This is a genomic window from Variovorax sp. 679 (genome assembly GCF_003952185.1).
Lineage (GTDB): Bacteria > Pseudomonadota > Gammaproteobacteria > Burkholderiales > Burkholderiaceae_C > Variovorax.
On sequence record NZ_RXFS01000005.1, the window covers coordinates 134,996 to 155,815 of the forward strand.

Consider the following 20,820-nt stretch of genomic DNA (forward strand, 5'->3'; position numbering starts at 1 on the left):
CGTCGCTCTCTGTTGCTTGCGGTGGATCCCTGGGCCGGGCGCGTGGCCTTCGATGCCGCCGCGCTGCTTGCGCTATCGCGGCAGTTGGAACGCTCAAGGGAATGCTAGGGACGCGGGCAGCGGTGGGGTATCACCGAAATCCGTAGTTCGAGTCCACCGGATGCGAACCAAAGTTCGCAAAAGCATGAGCGGTTCGCGGCGAGGGCGGCGGGTCAGCGGATCACACCCAGCCTGCGCGCAATTGCCACAGCCTGCGTCCTGCTCTTCGCATCCAGCTTCATGTTGATGTTGCGCAGGTGCGTGCGCACCGTGCTGTCCGACACGAAGAGCTTCTCGGCCATCGCGTTGTTCGAGTAGCCCTCGGCCAGCAGCTGCAGCACGCGGATTTCCTTGCGGGTGAGCGGCTCCTTCATTGCGTCGCCGCCGGCTGGCGCTTCCGCCTCGGTTGCCGTCGCCATCGGGCCCACGGCCTGCAGCAGGCGCTGCAGGTGGTCCGCGAGGATCGGGTCGGTGCTGGCGCTCTCCTGCATCGCCGCCGCGCAGCGGTGCACCAGTGTTCCAACGGCGGGCCCTTCGTCGAGGATCAGCCGCATGAAGCCTTCCTGGCTGGCCGCCTGCAGTACTTCGCCGAACTGTTCGACGGCGGCGGCCACGTCGCCGGCACGCTGCAGCGCCAGCGCGCGCAGCACCCTGAGCTTGAGGGCCCGCCGGTTGCGGGCCACTGCCAGCGCGGCGTGCAGTTCCGCGTCGAGCACGCCCAGCGCCGAGCGCGCGTCGCCGAAGGCGATTTCCCAGCGCGCCTTCGCGAGCGCGAGATAGTCGAGGTCGTGCGCGGGCAGGCGCTGGCGCAGTTCGCGCTCCCACAGCGCAGGGTCGTCGGCGCGCAGCAGCTCGTCATGCGATGCGGGGCCGTTGCCCTGCAGCAGCAGCATGCGCGAGCGCTCCAGCTTGGCGCCCGCCACCACGCGCGGCAGCTGGCGCGCGTGGCCCAGGTATTCGAGCTCGGTCAGCGCCTGGAAGGCGGCGTCGATGTCGCCCGCGTGGAAGGCCAGCCGAGAGCGCATCACGTGGCTCAAGATCATGTGATCGGGCAGGCCCACGTCGCGCGCCAGCGGCAGGTACACGTTCAGCAGGCGCTCGGCTTGCGCGAGCTGGTTGGTCTCGTACACGGCGCCTGCGTACAGCACGCCGGCCCATGCGTTGCCGTGGCTGTGGTTGTACGACACGGCGTGCGTCGAATCGACCGCCATGCGCAGCCGCGCGGTGGCCTGCCGCAGCCGGCCTTCGTGCAGGTCGAACAGGCCGGCCAGCGACTCGGTGTACATGCGGTTGAATGCACTGTTGCCCTGCTGGCGCCGCGCCGCGTCGAGCAGGCGCCGCGCCTCGTGCTGGTCGCCGCGCACCGCGAGGATGTGCGCCATGGCGTTGAGCAGCACGCTGTCGGCAAAGGCCAGGCCGGTGGGCAGGCGCGCCAGGCTCAGGCGGCCGGCTTCGTAAGCCTCGTCGTGCCGGTCCTGCATGGCCAGCAGCAGCGGCACCAGCGTGTGGGCGCTCGCGCGCACCTCGGCGATGGGGCTGTCGAGGCAGCCCGATTCATTGAGCTGCCGCATCGCATCCCACGGGCCGTGGGTGAAGCAGGTGGCCCACAGCGAGATCGGCTGCAGGAACGGATGCTCGCGCAACTGGTGCTCGGGAATGGCCGAGAACCAGCGCGCCAGCATGCGCATGCGGCCCTCTTCGAGGAACTGCGCGGCGTGGCTGTCGAGCAGGGTCAGTGCATGCGGATGGTCGCCGCCCTCGATGGCATGGTCGATGGCGGGCACCGGGCGGCCGTGCGATTCGTACCAGCCCGAGGCCGCGAGGTGCAGTCGTTCCGGCTCGCCGGGAAGTTCACGCGCGAGCTGCGCGCGGAGGAAGTCGGCAAAGAGGCTGTGGTATCGCCACGCATCGCCATCGCCGCTCACCGGCGTGAGGAACAGGTTCGACGTGGCCAGCCGCTCGAGGATGGCCGCGCAGTCCACGCGCGGGCACAGCGCCTGGCACACCGACGCGTCGAGCTGCCGCAGGATGCTGGTGCGCAGCAGGAAGTCGCGGATCTCCTTCGGCTGGTGCGCGAGCACGTCCTCGGCCAGGTAGTCGGCCACAGCGCGGTCGGAACCCGAGAAGCGCTCGACGAAACCGGAGGCGCTGCCGTGGCGCTCCAGCGCCATCGAGGCGAGCCAGATCGCGGCCACCCAGCCCTCGGTCTTGCGGTGCAGCAGCGAAAGCGTGTCGGCCGGCAGCGCCTGGGCCGCCTGCGGCTGGCGCAGGCCGAGGAAGGCGCTGGTTTCCTCGAGGCTGAAGCGCAGCCGGTCGGTGTCGATCTCGGTCAGCTGCCCGCGTGCGCGCAGCCGGCCCAGGCCCAGGTCGGGCAGGCTGCGCGAGCCGATCACGATCTGCCCCCGGCGCGGCAGGTGCTCGACGATCTCGCGCATCAGCCCCAGCACGGCCGGCTCCTGCACCCGCTCGAAGTCGTCGAGGAACAGCGTGAAGGGCGATTCGTGCGCGGCCAGCGCAGCCACCGCGTCGAACGGGCCGTTGTTGCCGCGCGGGTCTTCCACGCCCAGGCGCTGCACGGCCTCGGCCAGGCAGTCGAGGAAGCGAGAGACGTCGTTGTCGGCGCGGTCCAGCGTGAGCCACGCGGTGGCGATGCCCTGGGCCTCCATGCGCTCGCGGATCTGCGCCATGGCGGTGGTCTTGCCGAAGCCGGCCGGAGCGCGCACGAGCACCAGCTTCACGGCCGCCGCGGCGACCTCTTCCCGAATCGCGGTGCGCGGCACCTGCGTGGCGACGAAGGCCGGGGGATTGAGCTTGGTTTCGAGGATCCGGGGTGTGGGGGACTGCATGCGGCGCTGAAATCCCGTCGTTTCCGACGATGTGTGCGGCCGATTCTGCTTCCTAAACTGGATGTGGACAAACCACTCAAGACACCTCAAGGACACCAGCAGATGCAACTCGATTCCAGCATTGCGGCCGTCGTCACCGGCGGCGCATCGGGCCTCGGCGCCGCCACCGCGCGCCGCCTCGCGGGCCATGGCGTGAAAGTCGCGCTGTTCGACCTCAACGCCGAGCAGGGCGAGGCTTTGGCGAAAGAGCTGGGCGGCGTCTTCTGCAAGGTCGACGTCACCTCCGAGGAACAGGTGGACGCGGCCTTCGCGAAGGCGCGCGCGGCGCACGGGCAGGAGCGCGTGCTGGTCAACTGCGCCGGTACCGGCAGCGCGGTGAAGACCGCGAGCCGCGACAAGGCCACCGGCGAGATCAAGCACTTTCCGCTCGCGAATTTCGACCGCATCATCCAGATCAACCTGGTCGGCACCTTCCGCTGCATCGCCAAGTCGGCCGCCGGCATGCTCACGCTCGACATGCTGCAGGACGGCGAGCGCGGCGCCATCGTCAACACCGCCTCGGTGGCTGCGCAGGATGGGCAGATGGGCCAGGCGGCCTACACCGCCTCGAAGGCCGGCATCGTCGGCATGACGCTGCCGATTGCGCGCGACCTCATGAGCGAGGGCATCCGCGTGAACACCATCCTGCCGGGCATCTTCGACACGCCGCTGCTGCAGGGAGCACCCGACAACGTGAAGGCCGCGCTGGCGGCGTCGGTGCCGTTTCCGAAGCGGCTGGGCAACCCGGCGGAGTACGCGACGCTGGCGGAGCTGATGATCACCAACGGCTACTTCAACGGCGAGAGCGTGCGGCTCGACGGGGCCATCCGCATGGCGCCGCGCTGACACGAACCCTCGCACCCACACAGACACGGAACAGACAGGAGAACCCCATGCCCGAAGCCTTCATCGTCGCCGCCGCGCGCACCGCCGGCGGCCGCCGCAACGGCCGCCTCGCCGGCTGGCACCCGGCCGACCTCGCCGCGCAGGTGCTGAACGCCCTGGTGGAGCGCACCGGCGCCGACCCCGCACTGGTCGAGGACGTCATCATGGGCTGCGTCGACCAGGCCGGCGAGCAGTCTTCCAACATCGCGCGCAACGCAGTGCTGGCGTCGAAGCTGCCCGAATCGGTGCCGGCCACCTCGGTCGACCGGCAGTGCGGCTCGTCGCAGCAGGCGTTGCACTTCGCGGCGCAAGCGGTGATGTCGGGCACCATGGACATCGTGATCGCCGCCGGCGTGGAAAGCATGACGCGCGTGCCCATGGGCATGCCCGTCACGCTGCCGCTGAAGAACGGGCTGGGCTTCTACGTGAGCCCGCTCATGGCCAAGCGTTATCCCGATGTGCAGTTCAGCCAGTTCACCGGCGCCGAGATGATCGCAAGGAACTACGGCATTGAAAAAGACGAGCTCGACCGCTACGCGCTCGAAAGCCACAAGCGCGCCATCGCCGCCACGCAGGCCGGCCATTTCGAGCGCGAGATCGTGCCGGTGACCGTGCGCATGGCCGACGGCACGGAGCCCGGCGAGCAGCACACCGTGGACGAAGGCATCCGCTTCGACGCCACGCTGGAGAGCATCGCTGCCGTGAAGCTCATCGCCGAGGGCGGGCGCTGCACTGCCGCCACCGCCAGCCAGATCTGCGACGGCGCGAGCGGACTGATGGTGGTGAACGAGCGCGGCCTGAAGGCGCTGGGCGTGGAGCCGCTCGCGCGCATTCACCACCTGAGCGTGATGGGGCACGACCCCGTGATCATGCTGGAGGCTCCGCTCCCCGCTACGCAGCGCGCGCTGAAGAAGGTGGGCATGAAGATCTCCGACATCGACCTGTACGAAGTCAACGAGGCCTTCGCGCCCGTGCCGCTGGCCTGGCTGCAGACGCTCGATGCCGACCCGGCGCGGCTCAACGTGAACGGCGGCGCGATCGCGCTGGGCCATCCGCTGGGCGCGTCGGGCACCAAACTGATGACCACGCTCGTGCACGCGCTCGGCCAGCGCGGCAAGCGCTACGGCCTGCAGACCATGTGCGAGGGCGGCGGCATGGCCAACGTGACCATCGTCGAGCGGCTGTGAGCATGAGCGGCGCTGACGAAGATCCGCTGCTGTGCGAGCGCGACGGCGACGTCGAGATCCTCAGCTTCAACATTCCGAGGCGGCTCAATCCGCTGACGGTGGAGCTTCAGCAGGCCCTGCGCGCAAGGCTCGCGCAGCTGCGCGAGGAAGCCGAGGCGGGCACCGTGCGCGCGCTGGTCCTGACCGGTGTCGGCAAATCCTTCTGCGTGGGGGCCGACCTTTCGAGCATGGGCCCCTCCGGAGACTCCGGCGGCAGCGTGGGCCAGCGCACAGCGGACGCCATGGAGTCGCTGTCGAACCGGCTCGTCGAGGATTTGCGCGGCATGCCCTTTCCGGTGGTGAACGCCATCAACGGGCCGGCGGCGGGTGCCGGCGTGGGGTTGGCGCTGGCTGCCGACATCGTGATCGCGGCGCGCTCTGCCTATTTCTATCTGCCCTTCATGCCCCGGCTGGGCGTGGTGCCCGACCTGGGAACCACCTGGTTTCTCGAACGGCTGGTGGGCCGAGCCCGGGCCGTGGGCATGTCGCTGCTCGGCGAGCGGCTTCCGGCCGAGCAGGCCGCGCAGTGGGGCCTGGTGTGGGCCTGCGTGGACGATGCCGAACTGCGCGCGCAGGCCGTGTCTGTGGCGCACCGCCTGGCGCGGCTGCCTGCGCACGCGGCCCGCGAGATTCGCGCGGTGTACGAGTCGGCCGCGAGCCAGTCGCTGGTCGCGCAGATGAGCCACGAGGCCGCGCGCCAGCGCGAGCTGCTGGACCGGCCCGAGTTCGCCGAGGGCGTGAAGGCGTTCATGGAGAAGCGCGAGCCGGTGTTCCGCCGGGACTGAGCTGCTTCGTCCATAGCTCTTTCCCGGGAGGGCGCAGCCCGGCGGATGCCAACATAATCGGGCTCCATGGGCGCTTCGCCATCCATCCTCGATCCCCGTTCCGTCATCCTGCTCGCCGGCATCATGGGCGTCATGATGGCGCTCGTGGTGTTCTTCATGCAGCGCAGCTATCCGCGCAGCATCCAGGGCCTGGGGGAGTGGGCACGGGCGCCGCTGGTGGCGTTCGCGAGCACGCTGCTCTTCGCGGCGCGCGGGTTCTTCCCCGACTTCCTGACCATCGTGGTCGCCAACTTCGTGCTGTTCCAGGCCTGCATCCTGTACTACGCCGGCAGCCAGAAGTTCCTGCTCGGCCACAGCGACACCCGGGGCTGGACGGCGCTCAACGGCGCCCTGGCACTGGCGATGTTCTGGTTCGGCATCGTGAGGCCCGATTTCGAGACGCGCCTGCTGTTCGTCACGCTGGCGGTGTCCGTGCTGTTCTTCCGGCACGCGCTGCTGTACATGCGCCACGCGGGCCCTGTGTTCGGCAAGCGGCTGATGATCGGGCTGCTGCTGGCGCAGGCGCTGGTGGCGGGGCTGCGCTTCGTGTCGGTGGTCGCGGGGCTTGCGGGCAGCGGGCTCATGGAGGGCAGCTGGATCCAGTCGCTCTACATCAGCATGTACACGTTCACCGTGCTGCTGCTGTCCATCGCCGTCATCCTGATGGCCACCGACCGCGTGCACACCGAGTTCGAATACCTGGCCACGCGCGATCCGCTCACCGGCGCGCTCAACCGCCGTGCGCTGCTCGACGCCTGCCATGGCGCGTTCGCCTCCGGCGAGCGCCGCGGCGCGCTGCTGATGGTGGACCTGGACCACTTCAAGCGCATCAACGACCGCTTCGGCCACCAGATGGGCGACGCCGTCCTGCGCGAGGCGGTCGGCCGCATGCAGCGCGCCGTCGGCGACACGGGCTTGCTCGGGCGCTACGGCGGAGAAGAGTTCGTGGTGCTGCTGCCCGACGCCGGCAAGGCCGAGGCGATGGAAATCGCGGCCCGCCTCAGGCAGGCCGTCGGCGAGCCCTTCCCGTCCGATTCGCCGATGGCCGCCGTCGGCTCGATGGCGGTGAGCATCGGCGTGGCGGCCGGCGAGGACAGCACCGGCGGAGCGGACATCGACGAAGTGCTGGCGCTGGCCGATGCGGCGCTGTACCGGGCGAAGGAGATGGGGCGGGATCGGGTGATTGCGGCGGCTTGAGGGCCGTTGTCAGCGTCGCACCACACCGCTCGCCAGCACGATCCCCGGCACCACAAGCGCCAGGGCCAGCAGCACCGCGCCGGTGACCGGCTCGTTCATCCATGCCGCCGCGCCCAACGTGGTCAGCACCGGCACCAGCGCTGCGGAAAGCGATGCGCGCGGCGCGCCCAGCCGGGCGACAGCCACCATGTAGACCACCAGTCCGAGCAGCCCGGCGACCACGCCTTGCGTCGTTGCCTGCAGTGCGATATCGGGCCACGGTGCGCCGAGCAATCGCGGTGTGCCGGCGATCGGCAGCAGGGGCAGCAGCATCAGCGCCGACCATCCGTTCACGAACGCCGCGCCCTGCCATGGTGTGAGGCCGCAATGCGCGAACGCGAGCGAGTGCACGGCCCACAGCATGGCCGCCGCAAGAAAGAGCAGGTCGCCGCGCCAGTCGAGCGAGCCGCTGCGAATGCTCCCCACGGCGAACAGCGCCATGCCGATGGCGATGCAGGCCAGTCCCGCCAGCCTGATGCCTTCGATTCGCTGACCCTTCTGAAGCCACGCGCCGATGGCCGTGAAGAGCGGCAGGCTGCCCGCCATGAAGATGCCCATGTGGCTCGCGGGTGCCCATTGAGCGCCGGCCAGCACCAGCAAGCCGAAGGGCAGGCCGCCGCCGACGACGAGCAGCGCGAGCACCAGCCGCGAGGCTTTCGGCGCGATGCGCTTGCTGCCGAACCATAGGGGCGCGAGCAGCAGCGCGGGAATGCCGTAGCGCATCAGCGCGAGGTCCAGCGGCCCGAGCGTGGTGGTCACGCCGTGGCGCGAGACGAGTTGCCATGCGCTGCCGATGAAAGCGGCGGCGAGCGCGGCAAGCAGGCCGGCGAGGAGATTGCGATCGGGCATCGCGGCGAGTCTCGCGACCGCGCCGCGATACGGCTATCAAATTCGTGCGCTGGTGCTGCTGGTGCCCGCCAGCACGCGGCGGGCTTCGCCGAGCGTCACGCCCGTTTCGCGCCGGAACACCGCGCCCAGGTGGCTCTGGCTGCAGTAGCCGAGGTCGTGAGCGATGCCGGCGAGATCGCCGTCGCCGTCGGCCAGCCGTTCCATGGCTGCCGCGAGCCGTAGGTGCTGGCGGTACTGATGAAGGCTCAGGCCGGTCTCGTGCCGGAAGCTGCGCGCCAGATGGAACGGTGAGCGCGAGACTGCATCGGCCACCTCGTGCATCGACAGCCTCGCTTCGCGGTCGGCGGTCTGGGCGAGCAGCCGTCTTGCGCGTGCGACCGTGCCGGTGAGCGGCACCTGGCGTCGGATGGTGCCGAGTTCATCGACCAGCCCGGCGATGGCCGCATCGGCTCCGGCATCGCCTGCAAGCAGGTGCCGTTGCGCGGCATGAACCCGGTACAGCGACCGTGGCGACAGCAGGCAGAAGGCCGGAGCAGTGTCCGAGCGAGAGGGGTGGTGATGCGGTCGGACGACCACGCTGCGCCGCACCGCATGCGTCGAGGGACGCAGCTGATAGACCATGGCGTCGTCGAACTGCATGGCGGTCAGGCCGTCGACCAGCCAGGTGCCGCTACCCGAACGCACATCGAGCACCGTGCGTCCGACCGGGAAGATGATGCGCCGCGACTCCAGCGTGTAGGGCCCGCTCCAGCCGGGGCCGTGATGCGCAAGCGAGCGCACATGCTCCACCGTGAACTCGCGGCCGGCGTAGAGCAGGGTGCGTTCCTGGGGCATGGCGGGATTCTGCGCGTGCCTGTGAACGCCGGCTACTTCCCGCCCCAGCGCCAGCGCGGCGGCTCGCCCTTGATCCAGCAGACCACGACAAGCAACGCGCTCAGTCCCGAGATGGCCGCGAAGAACAGCAGCGGCTTCCGCTCGGGGTGCAACGTGAGCACCGCCGCCGCCACCAGCACGGCGTACACGACGACCACCGCCCAGCCTTGCCAGCACGTGGGTGGACCCCAGCCCCAGCCGTAGCGCTTGGCGGGAAACCAGTAGGGCTGCTTCTGCATTGCATCTCCTCGTCGATCGACATCGAGTCCCGGATTCTGTCCGCTTCGTCTGAAGAGATGCTGAGCCCCTGTCTCACGCGAACGGATAGGGCCCTTCCATCTTCCCGATGTGGCTCACATGGCTCACCATGCCGTGCGCCTCGCTCCACAGATGGAGCATGCAGCCCGGTCGGCCCATGAAGGAGGCCGGCGCCGCGCCGGCCGCGAGCTGCAGGGCGATCTCTGTCGTGCTGCTCGGGCACGAGCAAACGACCGTGCCCGCCCAGCGCCGCAGCATGGTGCGATGCACATGGCCGCACAGCACCAGCTCGATGTTGGGTGCGTCGCGCACGATGGCTTCGAGCGGGGTCGTGTCCATGTAGCGGTACGTGTCCATGTAGGGAATGCCGCTGACGAATGGCGGGTGATGGAGCATCAGCAGCGTCGGCTTGATGCGATCAGCTTCCAGAGTGCGTTGCAGCCATGCGAGGCCCTGCGCGTCGACATCGCCGTGATGCAACCCCGGAATGCATGAGTCCAGTGCAACGACGCGCACCGGATGGTCGTCGATGCAGTAGTGCAGCCCGCCTTCGGCCGGCAGGTAGGCGTGGTCCGCGAAGGCCGCGCGGAAGTTCTCGCGATGGTCGTGGTTGCCGGGGATCACGAGGTACGGAATCTCCAGCTTTGCGAGCAGGTGCCGTACCTGTGCGTATTCCTCGGGCCGCCCTTCATCGACGAGGTCGCCCGTCAGCAACACGAGGTCGGGGCGGCGGTCGAGTGCGTGGAGGTGGTCGATGGCTTCCTCGAACATGCGATTCGAGTCGGCCACGCCCTGGTAGAGCTGGCCGGCGGGGCGGATGTGAGGGTCGGAGATCTGTGCGATGAGCATGCGTGGCCTGTGGTTGCTGCTGCCACGGCAGCAAGCACGATCCGTTCCGCCGCGCCGTCAGATGCCGGAGAACTCCGCCACTTCCGACAACGGCGCGCGCTCGGTCACCAGCGCATCGAGGGGCCGGCTGCGGTCGGCATAGCCGATGGACATGCCCGTGAACAGCATGCGCTCGGGCGGCAGCGCAATGAACCGGCCGATGGTCTGCGGGTAGATCGCCCAGCACTCTTGCGGGCAGCTGTCGAGCCCTTCGCCGCGCAGCAGCAGCATCACGTTCTGCAGCACCATGCCGAGGTCGGACCACTGCGGCGGGCCCATGCGGCGGTCGACAGTGCAGAAGAGCGCAAGCGGCGCGCCGAAGAACTGGTAGTTGCGCGCAAACCATTCGCGGCGCGCGGCCTTGTCCTCGCGCGGAATGCCCAGGCGCGCATACATCGCCTCACCCACGGCGAAGCGGCGGTCGCGGTACGGCGCGACGAGTTCGCGCGGGTAGATGTCGTACTCGCTGCCTTCGCCGGTGGGTGCTTCCTGCACGCGCGTGCGCATGATCGCCTTGAGTTCGGCGAGCTTTTCCCCGCCCACCACATGCAGGTGCCACGGCTGCAGGTTGCCGCCGGAGGGCGCGCGCAGCGCCTGCGCGAGCACGCGGCGGATGACGTCGCCAGGCACGGGTGTGTCGAGAAATTCGCGCACCGAGCGGCGGGTGGCGATGGCGTCCTGAACGTTCATGCAAAAGTCCTCTTGGGGATTGATGCTAGGGGCAACCCTCGGGTGGCCTCAATCGTCCGTTCCGACGATGCCGCGGAGCATGGCCGCTGCCTAGCATCCGGCCAGCGTACAGGAGACAAGACATGTTCGGATTGATGCAAGACCGCCCGCTGCTGATCTCGTCGCTCATCGACTACGCGGCCACCTTCCACCCGCGCGCGGAGATCGTGGGCCGAACGGTGGAGGGGCCGGTGCACCGCACCAGCTACGCCGAGGTCCAGCGCCACGCGAAGCAGGTGGCCAATGCGTTGAAGACGCTCGGCATCGAGCCCGGCGACCGCGTGGGCACGCTCGCGTGGAACACATACCGCCACCTCGCGCTGTACTTCGGCGTGTCGGGTTCGGGCGCGGTGCTGCACACGGTGAACCCACGGCTCTTTCCTGAGCAGATCGACTACATCGTCAACCACGCCGAAGACAAGGTGCTGTTCTTCGACACCACCTTCGCGCCGCTGGTCGAGAAGCTCGCGCCCGGATTGAAGTCGGTGCGCGCGTTCATCGCGATGACCGATCGCGCGCACATGCCGGCCATCGACGTGCCCAACCTGCTGTGCTTCGACGAGCTCGTTGGCTCGCAGAGCGAGCAGTACGAGTGGCCCGAGTTCGACGAGCGCACCGCCTCGTCGCTCTGCTACACGTCGGGCACCACGGGCAATCCGAAGGGCGTGTTGTATTCGCATCGCTCCACCGTGCTGCATTCGCTGATGGAGTGCGCGCCCGACACCTTCGGCGTCAACTCGCAGATGACGCTGCTGCTCGCGGTGCCGATGTTCCACGCCAACGCATGGGGCATGCCGTATGCGGCCGCGATGACCGGCATGAAGCTCGTCATGCCCGGCCCGCACATGGACGGCCAGAGCCTCTACGAGCTGATGCGCGACGAGAAGGTCGGCTTCTCGCAGGCCGTGCCCACCATCTGGCTGATGCTGTTCCAGTACTTCGATGCGCATCCCGAGATCGACACGCGCGCCATAGGCCTCAAGCGTATCGGCGTGGGCGGCGCGGCCACGCCGCGCAGCATGATCGAGCGCTTCGAGCGCGACTTCGGCGCCGACTTCGTGCAGGGCTGGGGTATGACCGAGACCAGCCCCATCGGCGTGATCGGCAACCTGCTGCCCAAGCACCTGTCGATGCCGAAGGAAGAGCAGCTGCGCGTGAAGATGCGCCAGGGCCGTGGCGTTTGGGGCGTGGAGCTGAAGATCGTCGGCGAAGACGGCCAGCGCCTGCCGCACGACGGCAAGGCGTTCGGCCACCTGCACGTGCGCGGGCCGTGGATCGCGAGCGGTTACTTCAAGAGCGAGGGTGGCCCGGTGCTCGATGCGGAAGGTTTCTTTCCGACGGGCGACGTGGCCAACATCGACGAGGACGGCTATGTGCAACTGGTCGATCGCGCGAAGGACGTCATCAAGTCGGGCGGCGAATGGATTTCTTCCATCGACCTCGAGAACACGGCGAGCCTGCACCCTGCAGTGGCCGAAGCGGCGGTGATAGGCATCGCGCATCCCAAGTGGCAGGAGCGGCCGCTGCTCATCGTGGTGAAGCGTGCGGGCATGGAAGCGACGCGCGAGGAACTGCTCACATTCCTCGCGGAGCGCGTCGTGAAATGGTGGCTACCGGAAGACGTGGTCTTCGTCGACAGCCTGCCGCATACAGCCACCGGCAAGTTGCTGAAGACAAAGCTGCGCGAACAGTTCAAAGGTTACGTTGCGACGACATCTGTTTGACGTTTTGATGACTTGTTCGATTTTTCTGTGGACAACTCTGTGAGTTGTAGGGGGAGGCAGGGAGGCAGAGCGAGAACTGGCGTGGCTTCCCACCACGTTGCCTGTTGAATAGGCAGCGGCTCGCACAGGATGGAGTCGGGCGCAAATGTATACAAACCGGGCCGGGCACAGGTCCGTCGGCGTCGATTGACGGGGGTAGAACGGACGGCTACATTCCAGACCGCTTCGCGACCAGCGAGGCCGGGTTTGACAGCCTGAAAGAACCGCGGTGAAAGCCGCATACCGCAATTGGTTTGCGGCTTTTGCCATTCCGGCTTCCCTTTTCAGGCGGCTCGGATGGGAGGGCTCGCGCCCTGCCGGTTTCGCCTAGCGGTTCCCGGTCTGTCAACCTGTTCGAGCCGCCGCCTTCGTTTGACAGCGGATGCGACGGTTGCAGCAAAGCTGAACCGACAGGGAGGGCCGACATGGCCGATTCATCATCAAGTACCGCGCAAACAACAAGCGCGGAGTTCAAGCCGTTCGCCTGGAATTCCGTTCACGGGCTCGATCCCGAGGAGCGACGGCGTGCCTTGTTCCTCAACGACGCGCGCGACGTGATCGACGGCGCGCACACGCTGATGCAACTGCTCGCATGGGACGAAGAGCGCCGCGATGCAACGCAGCCGCTGCTCGACGAAGTTCATCGCGCGTCGATCCAGCGCCTGCTGATTGCTTCGCTGGGCATGCTGCACGCCGGCATCGAAGGGCAGTGCGAAGCGCTCGACATGGCGCGGCAGTAGGCGGGCGTTGCGGAACGGGCCCGGTCGTGGGGCCGGTCCATGGAAATTCCAGATGCCGCGGAATTACCTGGTGGCGCCGCGCGCAAGCTGCGCTCGTCCGAATGGCGTGATGCGGCGGATCACCGCCAGCTCCTGCGGCTCGCCACCGCCCTTGCGTGCCAGCGCGGGGCTGATGGCCGCGTCGACGAAACCGGCCTGCTTCAGCGCCTCGACACAGCCGATCTCCTGCCGGTCTTCCACGCGAAGAGGGAACGACGAACGTTCTATGCCGCGCAGGTAGTCGAGCGGCTCGAGGTTCTTCGCCTTCGATGCTTTCCTCGATGACGCATCGATGCCGTCGCGGCCGCGCAGCCGGTCGATCTCGGCGTGCCCCTCCTCGGTGATGCAGACCACCAGCGCGGCCTGCGCCAGTCTGTAGCTGCCGTGCCCGGTGTCGTAGGCCGGGTCGATGGAGGCCTCGATGAGGCCGGTTGCCTTCAGGACGGAGACACGTCGCACGTCCGGCGCGTCGGTCACGTGCATCGGCAGGCGAGCGTGCTCCAGATGGAGGAGGTAACTGAGCGGCACCGAAAAACCCCTGTGTGCACCTCCCTCGGCCGTCGATGCCGCGCAGAGCTACCCAGCCGGAGCCGGAACGGCGAGAACGCCTTCCGGCTTCCTGGACAACTCATGAGCCCCGGTGCGATCCGTTCCATGAACGGGCCGGCCGGGGAGGGGATGAATTGTGAATGTTTGTCAACAATTCTTGTGGGTCCGGGGGACCGGCGCCATCACCGAAACAGGGTATTTCCTCCGGCCAGTTTCAGTCGCGCGGAGGGGGCGGCTTCGGGGCGCTCAGTGCTTGTGGCCGCCATGCCCCGCAGGCTGCGCCGAGGCGTTCAGCGCCCGCACTGGCGCCTTCACCTCGACCGTTTCGCGCTTGCCGTCCTTGCCTTCGAACACGAGCGTGAGCGGCACGGTGTCGCCTTCCTTCACCTGCTGCTTGAGGTCGAGCAGCATCACGTGATAGCCGCCGGGCTTGAGCTCGACGGTCTTGCCGGCGGGCAGGTCGAGCGCGGGAACCTGCCGCATGCGCATCACGTTGTCCTGCATGGCCATCTCGTGCACTTCGACCAGCGGCGTGACCGGCGAACTGGCCGAGACCAGCTTCGTGTCCTTCGCGGCGCTGAGCTGCATGAACGCGCCGGTGGCCTTCTGCTGGGGCACGGTGGCGCGCACCCATGCGTCCTTGACGGTGACCTGCGCGTTCGCGGCGTGCGCGGTGAGCAATGCGGCGCTGGTGATGGCGAGGATGTGTGCGATACGGTTTTTCATGAATGGAATCTCCTTGGGTTGGAACGATGAAGCTCAGGCGGACTGCAGGATCTTGCGGAGGTCTTCGGCGCATTCCTGCGCGCCCTGTTCATGGCGCAGCACGAGACGGATCTTGCCCTTGGGGTCGAACACGTAGCTGAAGGCCGAATGATCCATGGTGTACGAGGAGCCGGTCGGCACCTTCTTGTAGAACACCTTGAAGTCCTTCGCCGTCTCGCTGGTTCGCTGCATGTCGCCGTAGAGGCCGATGAAGCTCGGGTCGAAGGCTTGCGTGTAGGCCTTGAGCACGACGGGCGAATCGCGCTCTGGGTCGACGGTGACGAAGATCACCTGCAGGCGATCGCCGTCCGCGCCTAGCAGCCGCTTGATCTCGGCCGCGCGTACGAGCGCGGTGGGGCACACGTCGGGGCATTGCGTGAAGCCGAAAAACATCATCACGGCCTTGCCCTTGAAGTCGGCCAGCGTGCGTTCGCGGCCGTCGGCGTCGGTCAGGCGGAAGTCGTTCGCGTAGTTGGCGCCGGTGATGTCGACGCCGTTGAAGCTGGCGGGCAGCACCTTGTCGCAGGCTGCGAGTGCCGAGAGCGCGGCGATGCTGCCGCCGGACAGCAGCAGGCGGCGCCGGGTTGGATGGGGAATGCGGTTCATCTGAAGAATCTCTCTTTCCGGCACCGGTGCAGGCGGATGCCGATTCATTGCTGCAGGAGCGCACGCGGCAAACGAGCCTCGCCTGGAGGCCGCATGCGTCACGCGCGCGGAAGCTGAAGAAGAAGCGTCAGATGAGCGGGGGAGGCCCGCGTGCCGGCAAAGGCGCGGCGGTGGCTACGGTGATGCGCGTAGACGGAATCGACTGGACCGCGCGCGCCAGCGGCACCAGCACCGGCAGTTCGACGGCCGGCGTCGTCGCAGGCGGGGCTGCGTTGAGCACGCAAAGCGGGCAGTCCATGTGGCCCGCGCCCAGTTCCTGCGCACCATCGTCGGTGTGGACGATGGCTTTCACCGAACCGGCGTTCGAGCAGACCAGTTCCACCGTCTGTGGATGCACGACCGGCGAAGCGACGGCCACGCCGAGCGACAGCGCAAACCACAGCAGCACCCAGCGGATCAGGCTCACGCCCGGACGCCGCAGGCCGGCGGGCCGATTCGGGGTGGCGTGGGACGGTGCGGGCATCGGCGGCGATTATCGGCCAGCCTCGCGCCACAAAGAAAAAAGCCTTGCAAGTCGTTGACCTGCAAGGCTTTTTCGTTTTGTTGGTGGCTCTTCACGGACTCGAACCGCGGACCTGTGGATTATGATTCCATCGCTCTAACCGACTGAGCTAAAGAGCCGTTCGGTGGCGTTGCACACCGAGCCCAAGATTATAGCCCACTCCGAACGCGTTGCTCAACCACCCGACGGCAACTTGCCCAATTCTTCGGAAACGAGCCGCACGATCAGCTTGTCCAGCGTCTGCACCGAGTAGTTGCCGACGTCGTGCACCGTCTGCGTTCCCGGGCCGCTCGCCGGGTTCGTCGCCTCCTTGTAGGTCAGGAACACGAAGCGCCCGCCCGTGTACTGCGCGATCTGGCGCTGGATGTATTCGCCCTGCTTGTCGAGCCCCGAGGCGCCCACGCTGAACACCTTGATGCCCTTGCCCAGCGCGGCGACCATGTCGTCGTCGTACTGCGGGCCGCCGTAGTCGAGGTGCGGTGGCGCGTCGGCCAACAGCACCACGAGGCGCGTGGTGTCGTTGCCGCGCCAGCTCAGCTTGTGGACGGTTTCGTTCAGCGCCTCGTTCATCGCCTCGGGGTAGTCGCCGCCGCCCGCGGCGCGCAGCGCGTCGAGCACGCCCTGGAAGGCGTTGAGGTCGTTGGTGAAGTCGTGGCGGCGCACCAGGAACTCGTCGCCACGGTCGCGATAGGCCACGAGTCCGAAGCAGGTGTCGGGACGGCTCGGCAGCCTTGCGACCTGGTCGGCAATGGTGCGCAGGGTGGCCTTGAGCTTGGCGATCTCGTCGTCCATCGAGCCGGTGGCGTCGATCAGGAAGACCAGGTCGAGCCTGGCACGTGCGGGTACGGCGCCGGGTTTGCCGCCGAGCACCACGTCGACCGCGTTCTTCTGGCCGCGCTGCAGGAAGACGGTGCTCTGGCGGCCGTTCTTGCGCACCGTCACTTCGTACACCGGGCTCTGCGCCTTGTCGAAGGCGTTCGGGTGCAGCCAGGCGCGTCCGCCCGCATCGGTGCGCGCCCACATGGCGGCGCCGTTGGCGGCCTGCACGGCCACTTCGGCGTCGGGAACGACGGCGCCGCGCGCGTCGCGCACCTGCAGCAGGTAGCGCGCGCTGATGTCGCGCTCGCGGTGCACGACCTGCGTGCGGCCGTGGAAAGCCAGGTATTCGCTGAAGTCGGCGTTGTCGTCGACCATGCCGGCGGTGACGGGTTCGTTGGCAGGGCGCGGGGCCTGGGCGGGCGGCTGGAGCCCGCCGCTCACGCGTGGCGCGGGCGAGGCCGTCACCGGCGGGGCTTCCGCGATGGCAGAGTCGGCGCGGGCCTCCATGGCGGGAGTCGCCGGCACGGACTTCGCCGCCGCGACCGAGGGCGCCACGGGCCGGCGCAGCGAATAGTCCTTCAATGCGTCGGAGCTCGAGAGTTCGCGTCGGGCATCGGCGACGCGCGGCATGCCCGGCGTCTCATAGGTTCGGACCGGCCTCGCGCAGTTCGTGGCTGAGGGTGCTTCGAAGTTCGGCATCGTCTGCGCTGCCTGCACGAGGTTGTCGGGCGCGGGTGTCGGCCAGCACACTGAACTGCCAGTGGCTGCTATTTCGGTGGCGCCGCAGGCGGACAGCAGCAGTTGGGCGCACAGCAGTGCGACGAGCGGGCGGCGGAACCGGGGGACGAAAGGCTGGGTCATGGAAGCACTCCGGGTGGTTGGGTGCAGGCTGATACGGCCGGGCGCCGCCAGCGGGGTTTGAGTCGTGTAACTTTTTTGCCGCCCCGAACCCCGATGCGGTTCGTCGCCCGTACAAGCTCGGGTGAAAATCCTCCGATGTCCGCGCTTCCCCGCGCCCCTTCAGCCAAGAACGCCCCCGAGCGCCAGGCCATGCCCGACGACCAGTTGATGCTGGCCTACGCGCAGGGCGACGCAGCCGCGTTCGACGTGCTCTATGCGCGCCACGAAGGCGGGCTGTTCCGCTTCGTCAAGCGGCTGCTGGGCGCACGGCTGGTGGCTCAGGCCGACGAGGTGTTCCAGGACACCTGGGTACGCATCATCTCGGCGCGCGAGAGCTTTTCGCCGCAGGGCGCGACGTGGCGCACCTGGGCCTTCACCATCGCGCACAACCTTGCGATGGACCGCCTGCGCGTGAGCGGGCGCGAAGTGGCGCTCGACGCGCATGCGAACGACGACGACAGCGATCCCGTGCCCACGCTCGAACGCGGCGTGCGTGGGGCCGCTGCCGATGCGGCGGCGCATCCGTCCGCCGAAGAGCTCGCGTTCTGGCGTGCCGCGGGCCGTCGCCTGCTGGCCTGCCTCGACGAATTGCCGGCCGAGCAGCGCGCGGCGTTCCTGCTGCATCACGAAGACGGCCTGACCGTCGAAGCGTTGGCCACGAGCCTGGAGATCGGCTTCGAGACCGTGCGCAGCCGGCTGCGCTACGGCTTGCAGAAGCTGCGCGGCTGCATGGAGCGCTACCTGTCGGTGCTGGAGAAGCAGGCATGAGCGGCAACGACACCACCGCATACGGCGACGACCGCGACGACCTGCGCGACCCGGCGCTGCGTCGCGCGCTCGACCACGCGCCTGACAGCGAGGCTACGCCGCATCCGCGCACCCGCGAGGCGATCCTGAAGATGGCGCACAACCTCGCGCCCGTGCAGGCTGCTGCGAGCCAGGCCGCCAACAACGCGAATGCGCTGCCCTGGTGGCGACGCCTGTTCGGCGGCGGCGAACCGCGTGCGCGCATGCCGTGGAACGCAGCATTCGCCACGGTGCTGGTGGCCGCTTTCGTGACGGTGCTCTGGCATCGCGAGCCCGTGCCCGATGCGCGGCTCGACGGCGAGGCGCGGGTGGGTGGAGCGACGACTGCGCCAGCGCCGACCGCGCCGCCGGCACCTGCATCGGCGCCCGCACAGCCTTCCGTGGAGGCCGCTCCGCCGGCTGTGGCGCAGGCGCCTGCCGCAGCGCCGACACCGTCGGCTGTCGCACGAGCGCCTGCGGTGCCGCCGGAGGCAGAGCAGCGCGCCAGGGCTTCGCGCGATTCTTCTTCCTTGTCCGCAACGGAATCCGAGAAGACCGCCAAGGCCGCGAATACGGACGTCGTCCGGCAAGCTGCAAAGCCGGCGCCATCAGCCGGGCTGGCTGCTCCGGCTGCCCCTGCCGCGCCCGCTGAGCCGGTTGCTCCAGCCGCTGCGTCAGCGGCGCCGCCGATCGTGGCCGAGCAGGCCGCGCCGGCGCCCGTCACGCGCGACGAGCGTCGCGAGGCGTATGCGAGAGACGAACAACAGCAACGCCGCGCGTATGCAGCGGGGGCTCCTGCCACGGTCGCACCGGTTCCACCGGCACCAGCCGTCGCGGCAGCCCCTGCACCTTTGCCGGCACCGGCGGTGGCTCCAGCTCCGGCTGCGGCGCCGCCGCATCGCGAGCTTCAGCAAGACTCCGCGCCAGCTCTCGCCAATCAGGACAACGCCAGCGCCGAAGCTGCCTCAGGCGCCTTGCGCCCGAGCGCGCCGGGCGCGGCCTCAGCCAAGGTCGCAAGGCTGCGAAGCACGACAGCAGCATCCTTCACGGCGCTGGATCGCTGGACTTCCTTCAGCTTCGCGCGCGCAGGCACCAGCGTGCGCCACGAGCGCGATGACATCGAAGGCCTGCCGGCATTGATGAGCACCGTGGCGCGCTCGGCCACCACACCCGACGAGCCCCTGGCCGCGCCCGTCGAGGCGCGACTGGAGCTCTACCGGGGCAAGACACCGGTCGCCGTGCTGGAAATTGCCGGCGCCCAGGTGCGCTGGACTTCGCTGCCCGGAGGCACATCGGTGGTCGGCACCCCGCCGGCCCAGGCGCTCGACGCGCTGCGTTCGCTGCTGCAGCGCTGACGGCAGACCGATCCGGTCAGGCGTTCTTGAAGTCGGGCTGGCGCTTGGTCAGGAAGGCGTCCATGCCTTCCTTCTGGTCCTGCGTGGCGAACAGAGCGTGGAACAGGCGGCGCTCGAACATCACGCCGTCGCTCAGGCCGCTCTCGAAGGCGCGGTTGACCGACTCCTTCGCCGCGATCACCGAGATCTGCGAGAAGCCGCAGATGATCAGCGCCGCGCCCAGTGCCTCGTCGGCGAGCTTCTCGAAGGGCACCACGCGGCTCACGAGGCCGGCGCGCTCGGCTTCGGCCGCGTCCATCATGCGGGCCGTGAGCACCATGTCCATGGCCTTGCTCTTGCCCACCGCGCGCGGCAGGCGCTGCGTGCCGCCGGCGCCGGGGATCACGCCGATCTTGATCTCGGGCTGGCCGAACTTGGCGTTGTCGGCCGCGATGATGAAGTCGCACATCATCGCCAGCTCGCAGCCGCCGCCCAGCGCGAAGCCGGCCACGGCGCCGATCACCGGTTTGCGGATCGAGCGGATGGTTTCCCAGTTGCGCGTGATGTAGTCGCCCCTGTAGGTGTCGATGAAGCTGTACTTGGCCATCGCGGCGATGTCGGCGCCGGCCGCGAAGGCGCGCTCGCTGCCCGTGAGGATGATGCAGCCGATGGCGTCGTCGGCATCGAAGGCCTTGAGCGCCTGGCCCAGCTCGGTCATGAGCGCGTCGTTGAGCGCGTTCAGTGCCTTCGGGCGGTTGAGGGTGATGATGCCGACCTTGCCTGCTTCGGTCCGCACTTCGATGTTTTCGTAGCTCATGGTGTCTCCGGGGAAGGGGAAGAAAAACGCGCTTCACTATACCCAGCATGGCCGCCGCGGGTGCGGGGGCATTGCGGGTTCCCATAGAGTGCCCGCCATGAACTCCAACTACGGCTTCCTGTTCGTCGCCATCGTGGCCGAGGTGATCGCCACCAGTTTCCTCAAGAGCTCCGAAGGCTTCACGCGGCTGTGGCCCACGCTGGCTTCGGTGGCGGGCTACGTCACTGCGTTCTACTTTCTCTCGCTGACGCTGCGCACGATTCCCACCGGCATCGCCTACGCGATCTGGTCCGGCGTGGGCATCGTGCTGATCTCGCTGGTGAGCTGGCTCTGGTTCGGCCAGAAGCTCGACGCGCCGGCCATCGCGGGGCTTGGGCTGATCATCGCGGGCGTGGTGGTGGTGAACGTGTTCTCGAAGTCGGTTTCCCACTGAGCGGCAAGGGTGGGT

21 protein-coding genes and 1 tRNA gene are annotated in these 20,820 nt (G+C 68.4%); 9 read left to right on the forward strand and 13 right to left on the reverse strand.

All coding sequences use genetic code 11. The features are described 5' to 3' along the window. Nucleotides 1-212: 212 nt before the first annotated feature. The gene (locus EJO71_RS13860; RefSeq protein WP_125949507.1) at nucleotides 213-2,885 is read right to left on the reverse strand and encodes a LuxR C-terminal-related transcriptional regulator; all 2,673 of its coding nucleotides are present in this window, start codon (nucleotides 2,883-2,885) and stop codon (nucleotides 213-215) included. 102 nt (nucleotides 2,886-2,987) lie between these two features. On the opposite strand from EJO71_RS13860, the gene EJO71_RS13865 reads away from it, so the two are divergent. The 4 genes from EJO71_RS13865 (at nucleotide 2,988) to EJO71_RS13880 (ending at nucleotide 7,056) form a co-directional block, all read left to right on the forward strand. Then, nucleotides 2,988-3,770: an SDR family NAD(P)-dependent oxidoreductase gene (locus tag EJO71_RS13865; protein ID WP_125949506.1), complete on the forward strand. Its 783-nt coding sequence runs from the start codon at nucleotides 2,988-2,990 to the stop codon at nucleotides 3,768-3,770. 47 nt (nucleotides 3,771-3,817) lie between these two features. Continuing rightward, the gene (locus EJO71_RS13870) at nucleotides 3,818-4,996 is read left to right on the forward strand and encodes an acetyl-CoA C-acetyltransferase (RefSeq protein ID WP_125949505.1); all 1,179 of its coding nucleotides are present in this window, start codon (nucleotides 3,818-3,820) and stop codon (nucleotides 4,994-4,996) included. Between the two features lie 2 nt (nucleotides 4,997-4,998). Beyond that, nucleotides 4,999-5,820 (forward strand): enoyl-CoA hydratase-related protein, encoded by an 822-nt coding sequence (locus tag EJO71_RS13875; protein WP_125949504.1) that lies wholly within the window; start codon nucleotides 4,999-5,001, stop codon nucleotides 5,818-5,820. Nucleotides 5,821-5,886: 66 nt separating this feature from the next. Beyond that, on the forward strand, nucleotides 5,887-7,056 hold the full coding sequence (locus tag EJO71_RS13880; RefSeq protein ID WP_125949503.1) for a GGDEF domain-containing protein: 1,170 nt from the start codon (nucleotides 5,887-5,889) through the stop codon (nucleotides 7,054-7,056). Nucleotides 7,057-7,065: 9 nt separating this feature from the next. Here EJO71_RS13880 and EJO71_RS13885 read toward each other — a convergent pair whose 3' ends face one another. The 5 genes from EJO71_RS13885 to EJO71_RS13905 all read right to left on the reverse strand — a co-directional run bounded on the left by EJO71_RS13885 (nucleotide 7,066) and on the right by EJO71_RS13905 (nucleotide 10,653). Next, entirely contained in the window at nucleotides 7,066-7,944 is an 879-nt protein-coding gene (locus EJO71_RS13885) for a DMT family transporter (RefSeq protein WP_125949502.1), read from the reverse strand. 36 nt (nucleotides 7,945-7,980) lie between these two features. Continuing rightward, nucleotides 7,981-8,778: an AraC family transcriptional regulator gene (locus tag EJO71_RS13890; protein ID WP_125949501.1), complete on the reverse strand. Its 798-nt coding sequence runs from the start codon at nucleotides 8,776-8,778 to the stop codon at nucleotides 7,981-7,983. A gap of 32 nt (nucleotides 8,779-8,810) precedes the next feature. Continuing rightward, a complete protein-coding gene (locus EJO71_RS13895) occupies nucleotides 8,811-9,056 on the reverse strand; it encodes a hypothetical protein (protein ID WP_125949500.1) in 246 nt (81 codons plus the stop codon). A gap of 73 nt (nucleotides 9,057-9,129) precedes the next feature. Further along, complete coding sequence (locus EJO71_RS13900; protein WP_125949499.1) at nucleotides 9,130-9,924, reverse strand: phosphodiesterase; 795 nt, start codon at nucleotides 9,922-9,924, stop codon at nucleotides 9,130-9,132. Nucleotides 9,925-9,981: 57 nt separating this feature from the next. Continuing rightward, on the reverse strand, nucleotides 9,982-10,653 hold the full coding sequence (locus EJO71_RS13905; protein ID WP_125949498.1) for a nitroreductase: 672 nt from the start codon (nucleotides 10,651-10,653) through the stop codon (nucleotides 9,982-9,984). 122 nt (nucleotides 10,654-10,775) lie between these two features. On the opposite strand from EJO71_RS13905, the gene EJO71_RS13910 reads away from it, so the two are divergent. Together EJO71_RS13910 and EJO71_RS13915 are read left to right on the forward strand one after the other, a co-directional pair. After that, nucleotides 10,776-12,416: a 3-(methylthio)propionyl-CoA ligase gene (locus EJO71_RS13910; RefSeq protein WP_125949497.1), complete on the forward strand. Its 1,641-nt coding sequence runs from the start codon at nucleotides 10,776-10,778 to the stop codon at nucleotides 12,414-12,416. 464 nt (nucleotides 12,417-12,880) lie between these two features. After that, nucleotides 12,881-13,195 (forward strand): hypothetical protein, encoded by a 315-nt coding sequence (locus EJO71_RS13915; protein WP_125949496.1) that lies wholly within the window; start codon nucleotides 12,881-12,883, stop codon nucleotides 13,193-13,195. Between the two features lie 63 nt (nucleotides 13,196-13,258). Here EJO71_RS13915 and EJO71_RS13920 read toward each other — a convergent pair whose 3' ends face one another. The 6 genes from EJO71_RS13920 to EJO71_RS13945 form a co-directional block, all read right to left on the reverse strand. Next, nucleotides 13,259-13,762, reverse strand: a complete 504-nt coding sequence (locus tag EJO71_RS13920) for a hypothetical protein (protein WP_240651853.1) — start codon at nucleotides 13,760-13,762, stop codon at nucleotides 13,259-13,261. 267 nt (nucleotides 13,763-14,029) lie between these two features. Beyond that, entirely contained in the window at nucleotides 14,030-14,509 is a 480-nt protein-coding gene (locus EJO71_RS13925) for a copper chaperone PCu(A)C (RefSeq protein ID WP_164546833.1), read from the reverse strand. A 33-nt stretch (nucleotides 14,510-14,542) separates the two neighbouring features. Further along, nucleotides 14,543-15,154, reverse strand: coding sequence for an SCO family protein (locus EJO71_RS13930; protein WP_171022516.1), 612 nt, complete (start codon nucleotides 15,152-15,154; stop codon nucleotides 14,543-14,545). A 127-nt stretch (nucleotides 15,155-15,281) separates the two neighbouring features. Then, nucleotides 15,282-15,677: a DUF2946 family protein gene (locus EJO71_RS13935; RefSeq protein ID WP_125949494.1), complete on the reverse strand. Its 396-nt coding sequence runs from the start codon at nucleotides 15,675-15,677 to the stop codon at nucleotides 15,282-15,284. 81 nt (nucleotides 15,678-15,758) lie between these two features. Further along, nucleotides 15,759-15,835, reverse strand: a tRNA-Met gene (locus EJO71_RS13940). Between the two features lie 55 nt (nucleotides 15,836-15,890). Next, the gene (locus EJO71_RS13945; RefSeq protein ID WP_125949493.1) at nucleotides 15,891-17,396 is read right to left on the reverse strand and encodes a VWA domain-containing protein; all 1,506 of its coding nucleotides are present in this window, start codon (nucleotides 17,394-17,396) and stop codon (nucleotides 15,891-15,893) included. A 135-nt stretch (nucleotides 17,397-17,531) separates the two neighbouring features. Here EJO71_RS13945 and EJO71_RS13950 point away from each other — a divergent pair, with 135 nt between their 5' ends. Together EJO71_RS13950 and EJO71_RS13955 are read left to right on the forward strand one after the other, a co-directional pair. Continuing rightward, nucleotides 17,532-18,203 (forward strand): sigma-70 family RNA polymerase sigma factor, encoded by a 672-nt coding sequence (locus tag EJO71_RS13950; RefSeq protein WP_125949492.1) that lies wholly within the window; start codon nucleotides 17,532-17,534, stop codon nucleotides 18,201-18,203. Continuing rightward, nucleotides 18,200-19,576, forward strand: coding sequence for a hypothetical protein (locus EJO71_RS13955; protein ID WP_125949491.1), 1,377 nt, complete (start codon nucleotides 18,200-18,202; stop codon nucleotides 19,574-19,576). The genes EJO71_RS13950 and EJO71_RS13955 overlap by 4 nt, the downstream gene beginning before the upstream one ends. Before the next feature lie 16 nt (nucleotides 19,577-19,592). On the opposite strand, the gene EJO71_RS13960 is transcribed toward EJO71_RS13955, so the two are convergent. Continuing rightward, complete coding sequence (locus tag EJO71_RS13960; RefSeq protein ID WP_125949490.1) at nucleotides 19,593-20,372, reverse strand: enoyl-CoA hydratase; 780 nt, start codon at nucleotides 20,370-20,372, stop codon at nucleotides 19,593-19,595. A 97-nt stretch (nucleotides 20,373-20,469) separates the two neighbouring features. Between EJO71_RS13960 and EJO71_RS13965 the strand changes: the two genes are divergently transcribed. Beyond that, nucleotides 20,470-20,805 (forward strand): SMR family transporter, encoded by a 336-nt coding sequence (locus EJO71_RS13965; protein ID WP_125949489.1) that lies wholly within the window; start codon nucleotides 20,470-20,472, stop codon nucleotides 20,803-20,805. Nucleotides 20,806-20,820: the final 15 nt, after the last annotated feature.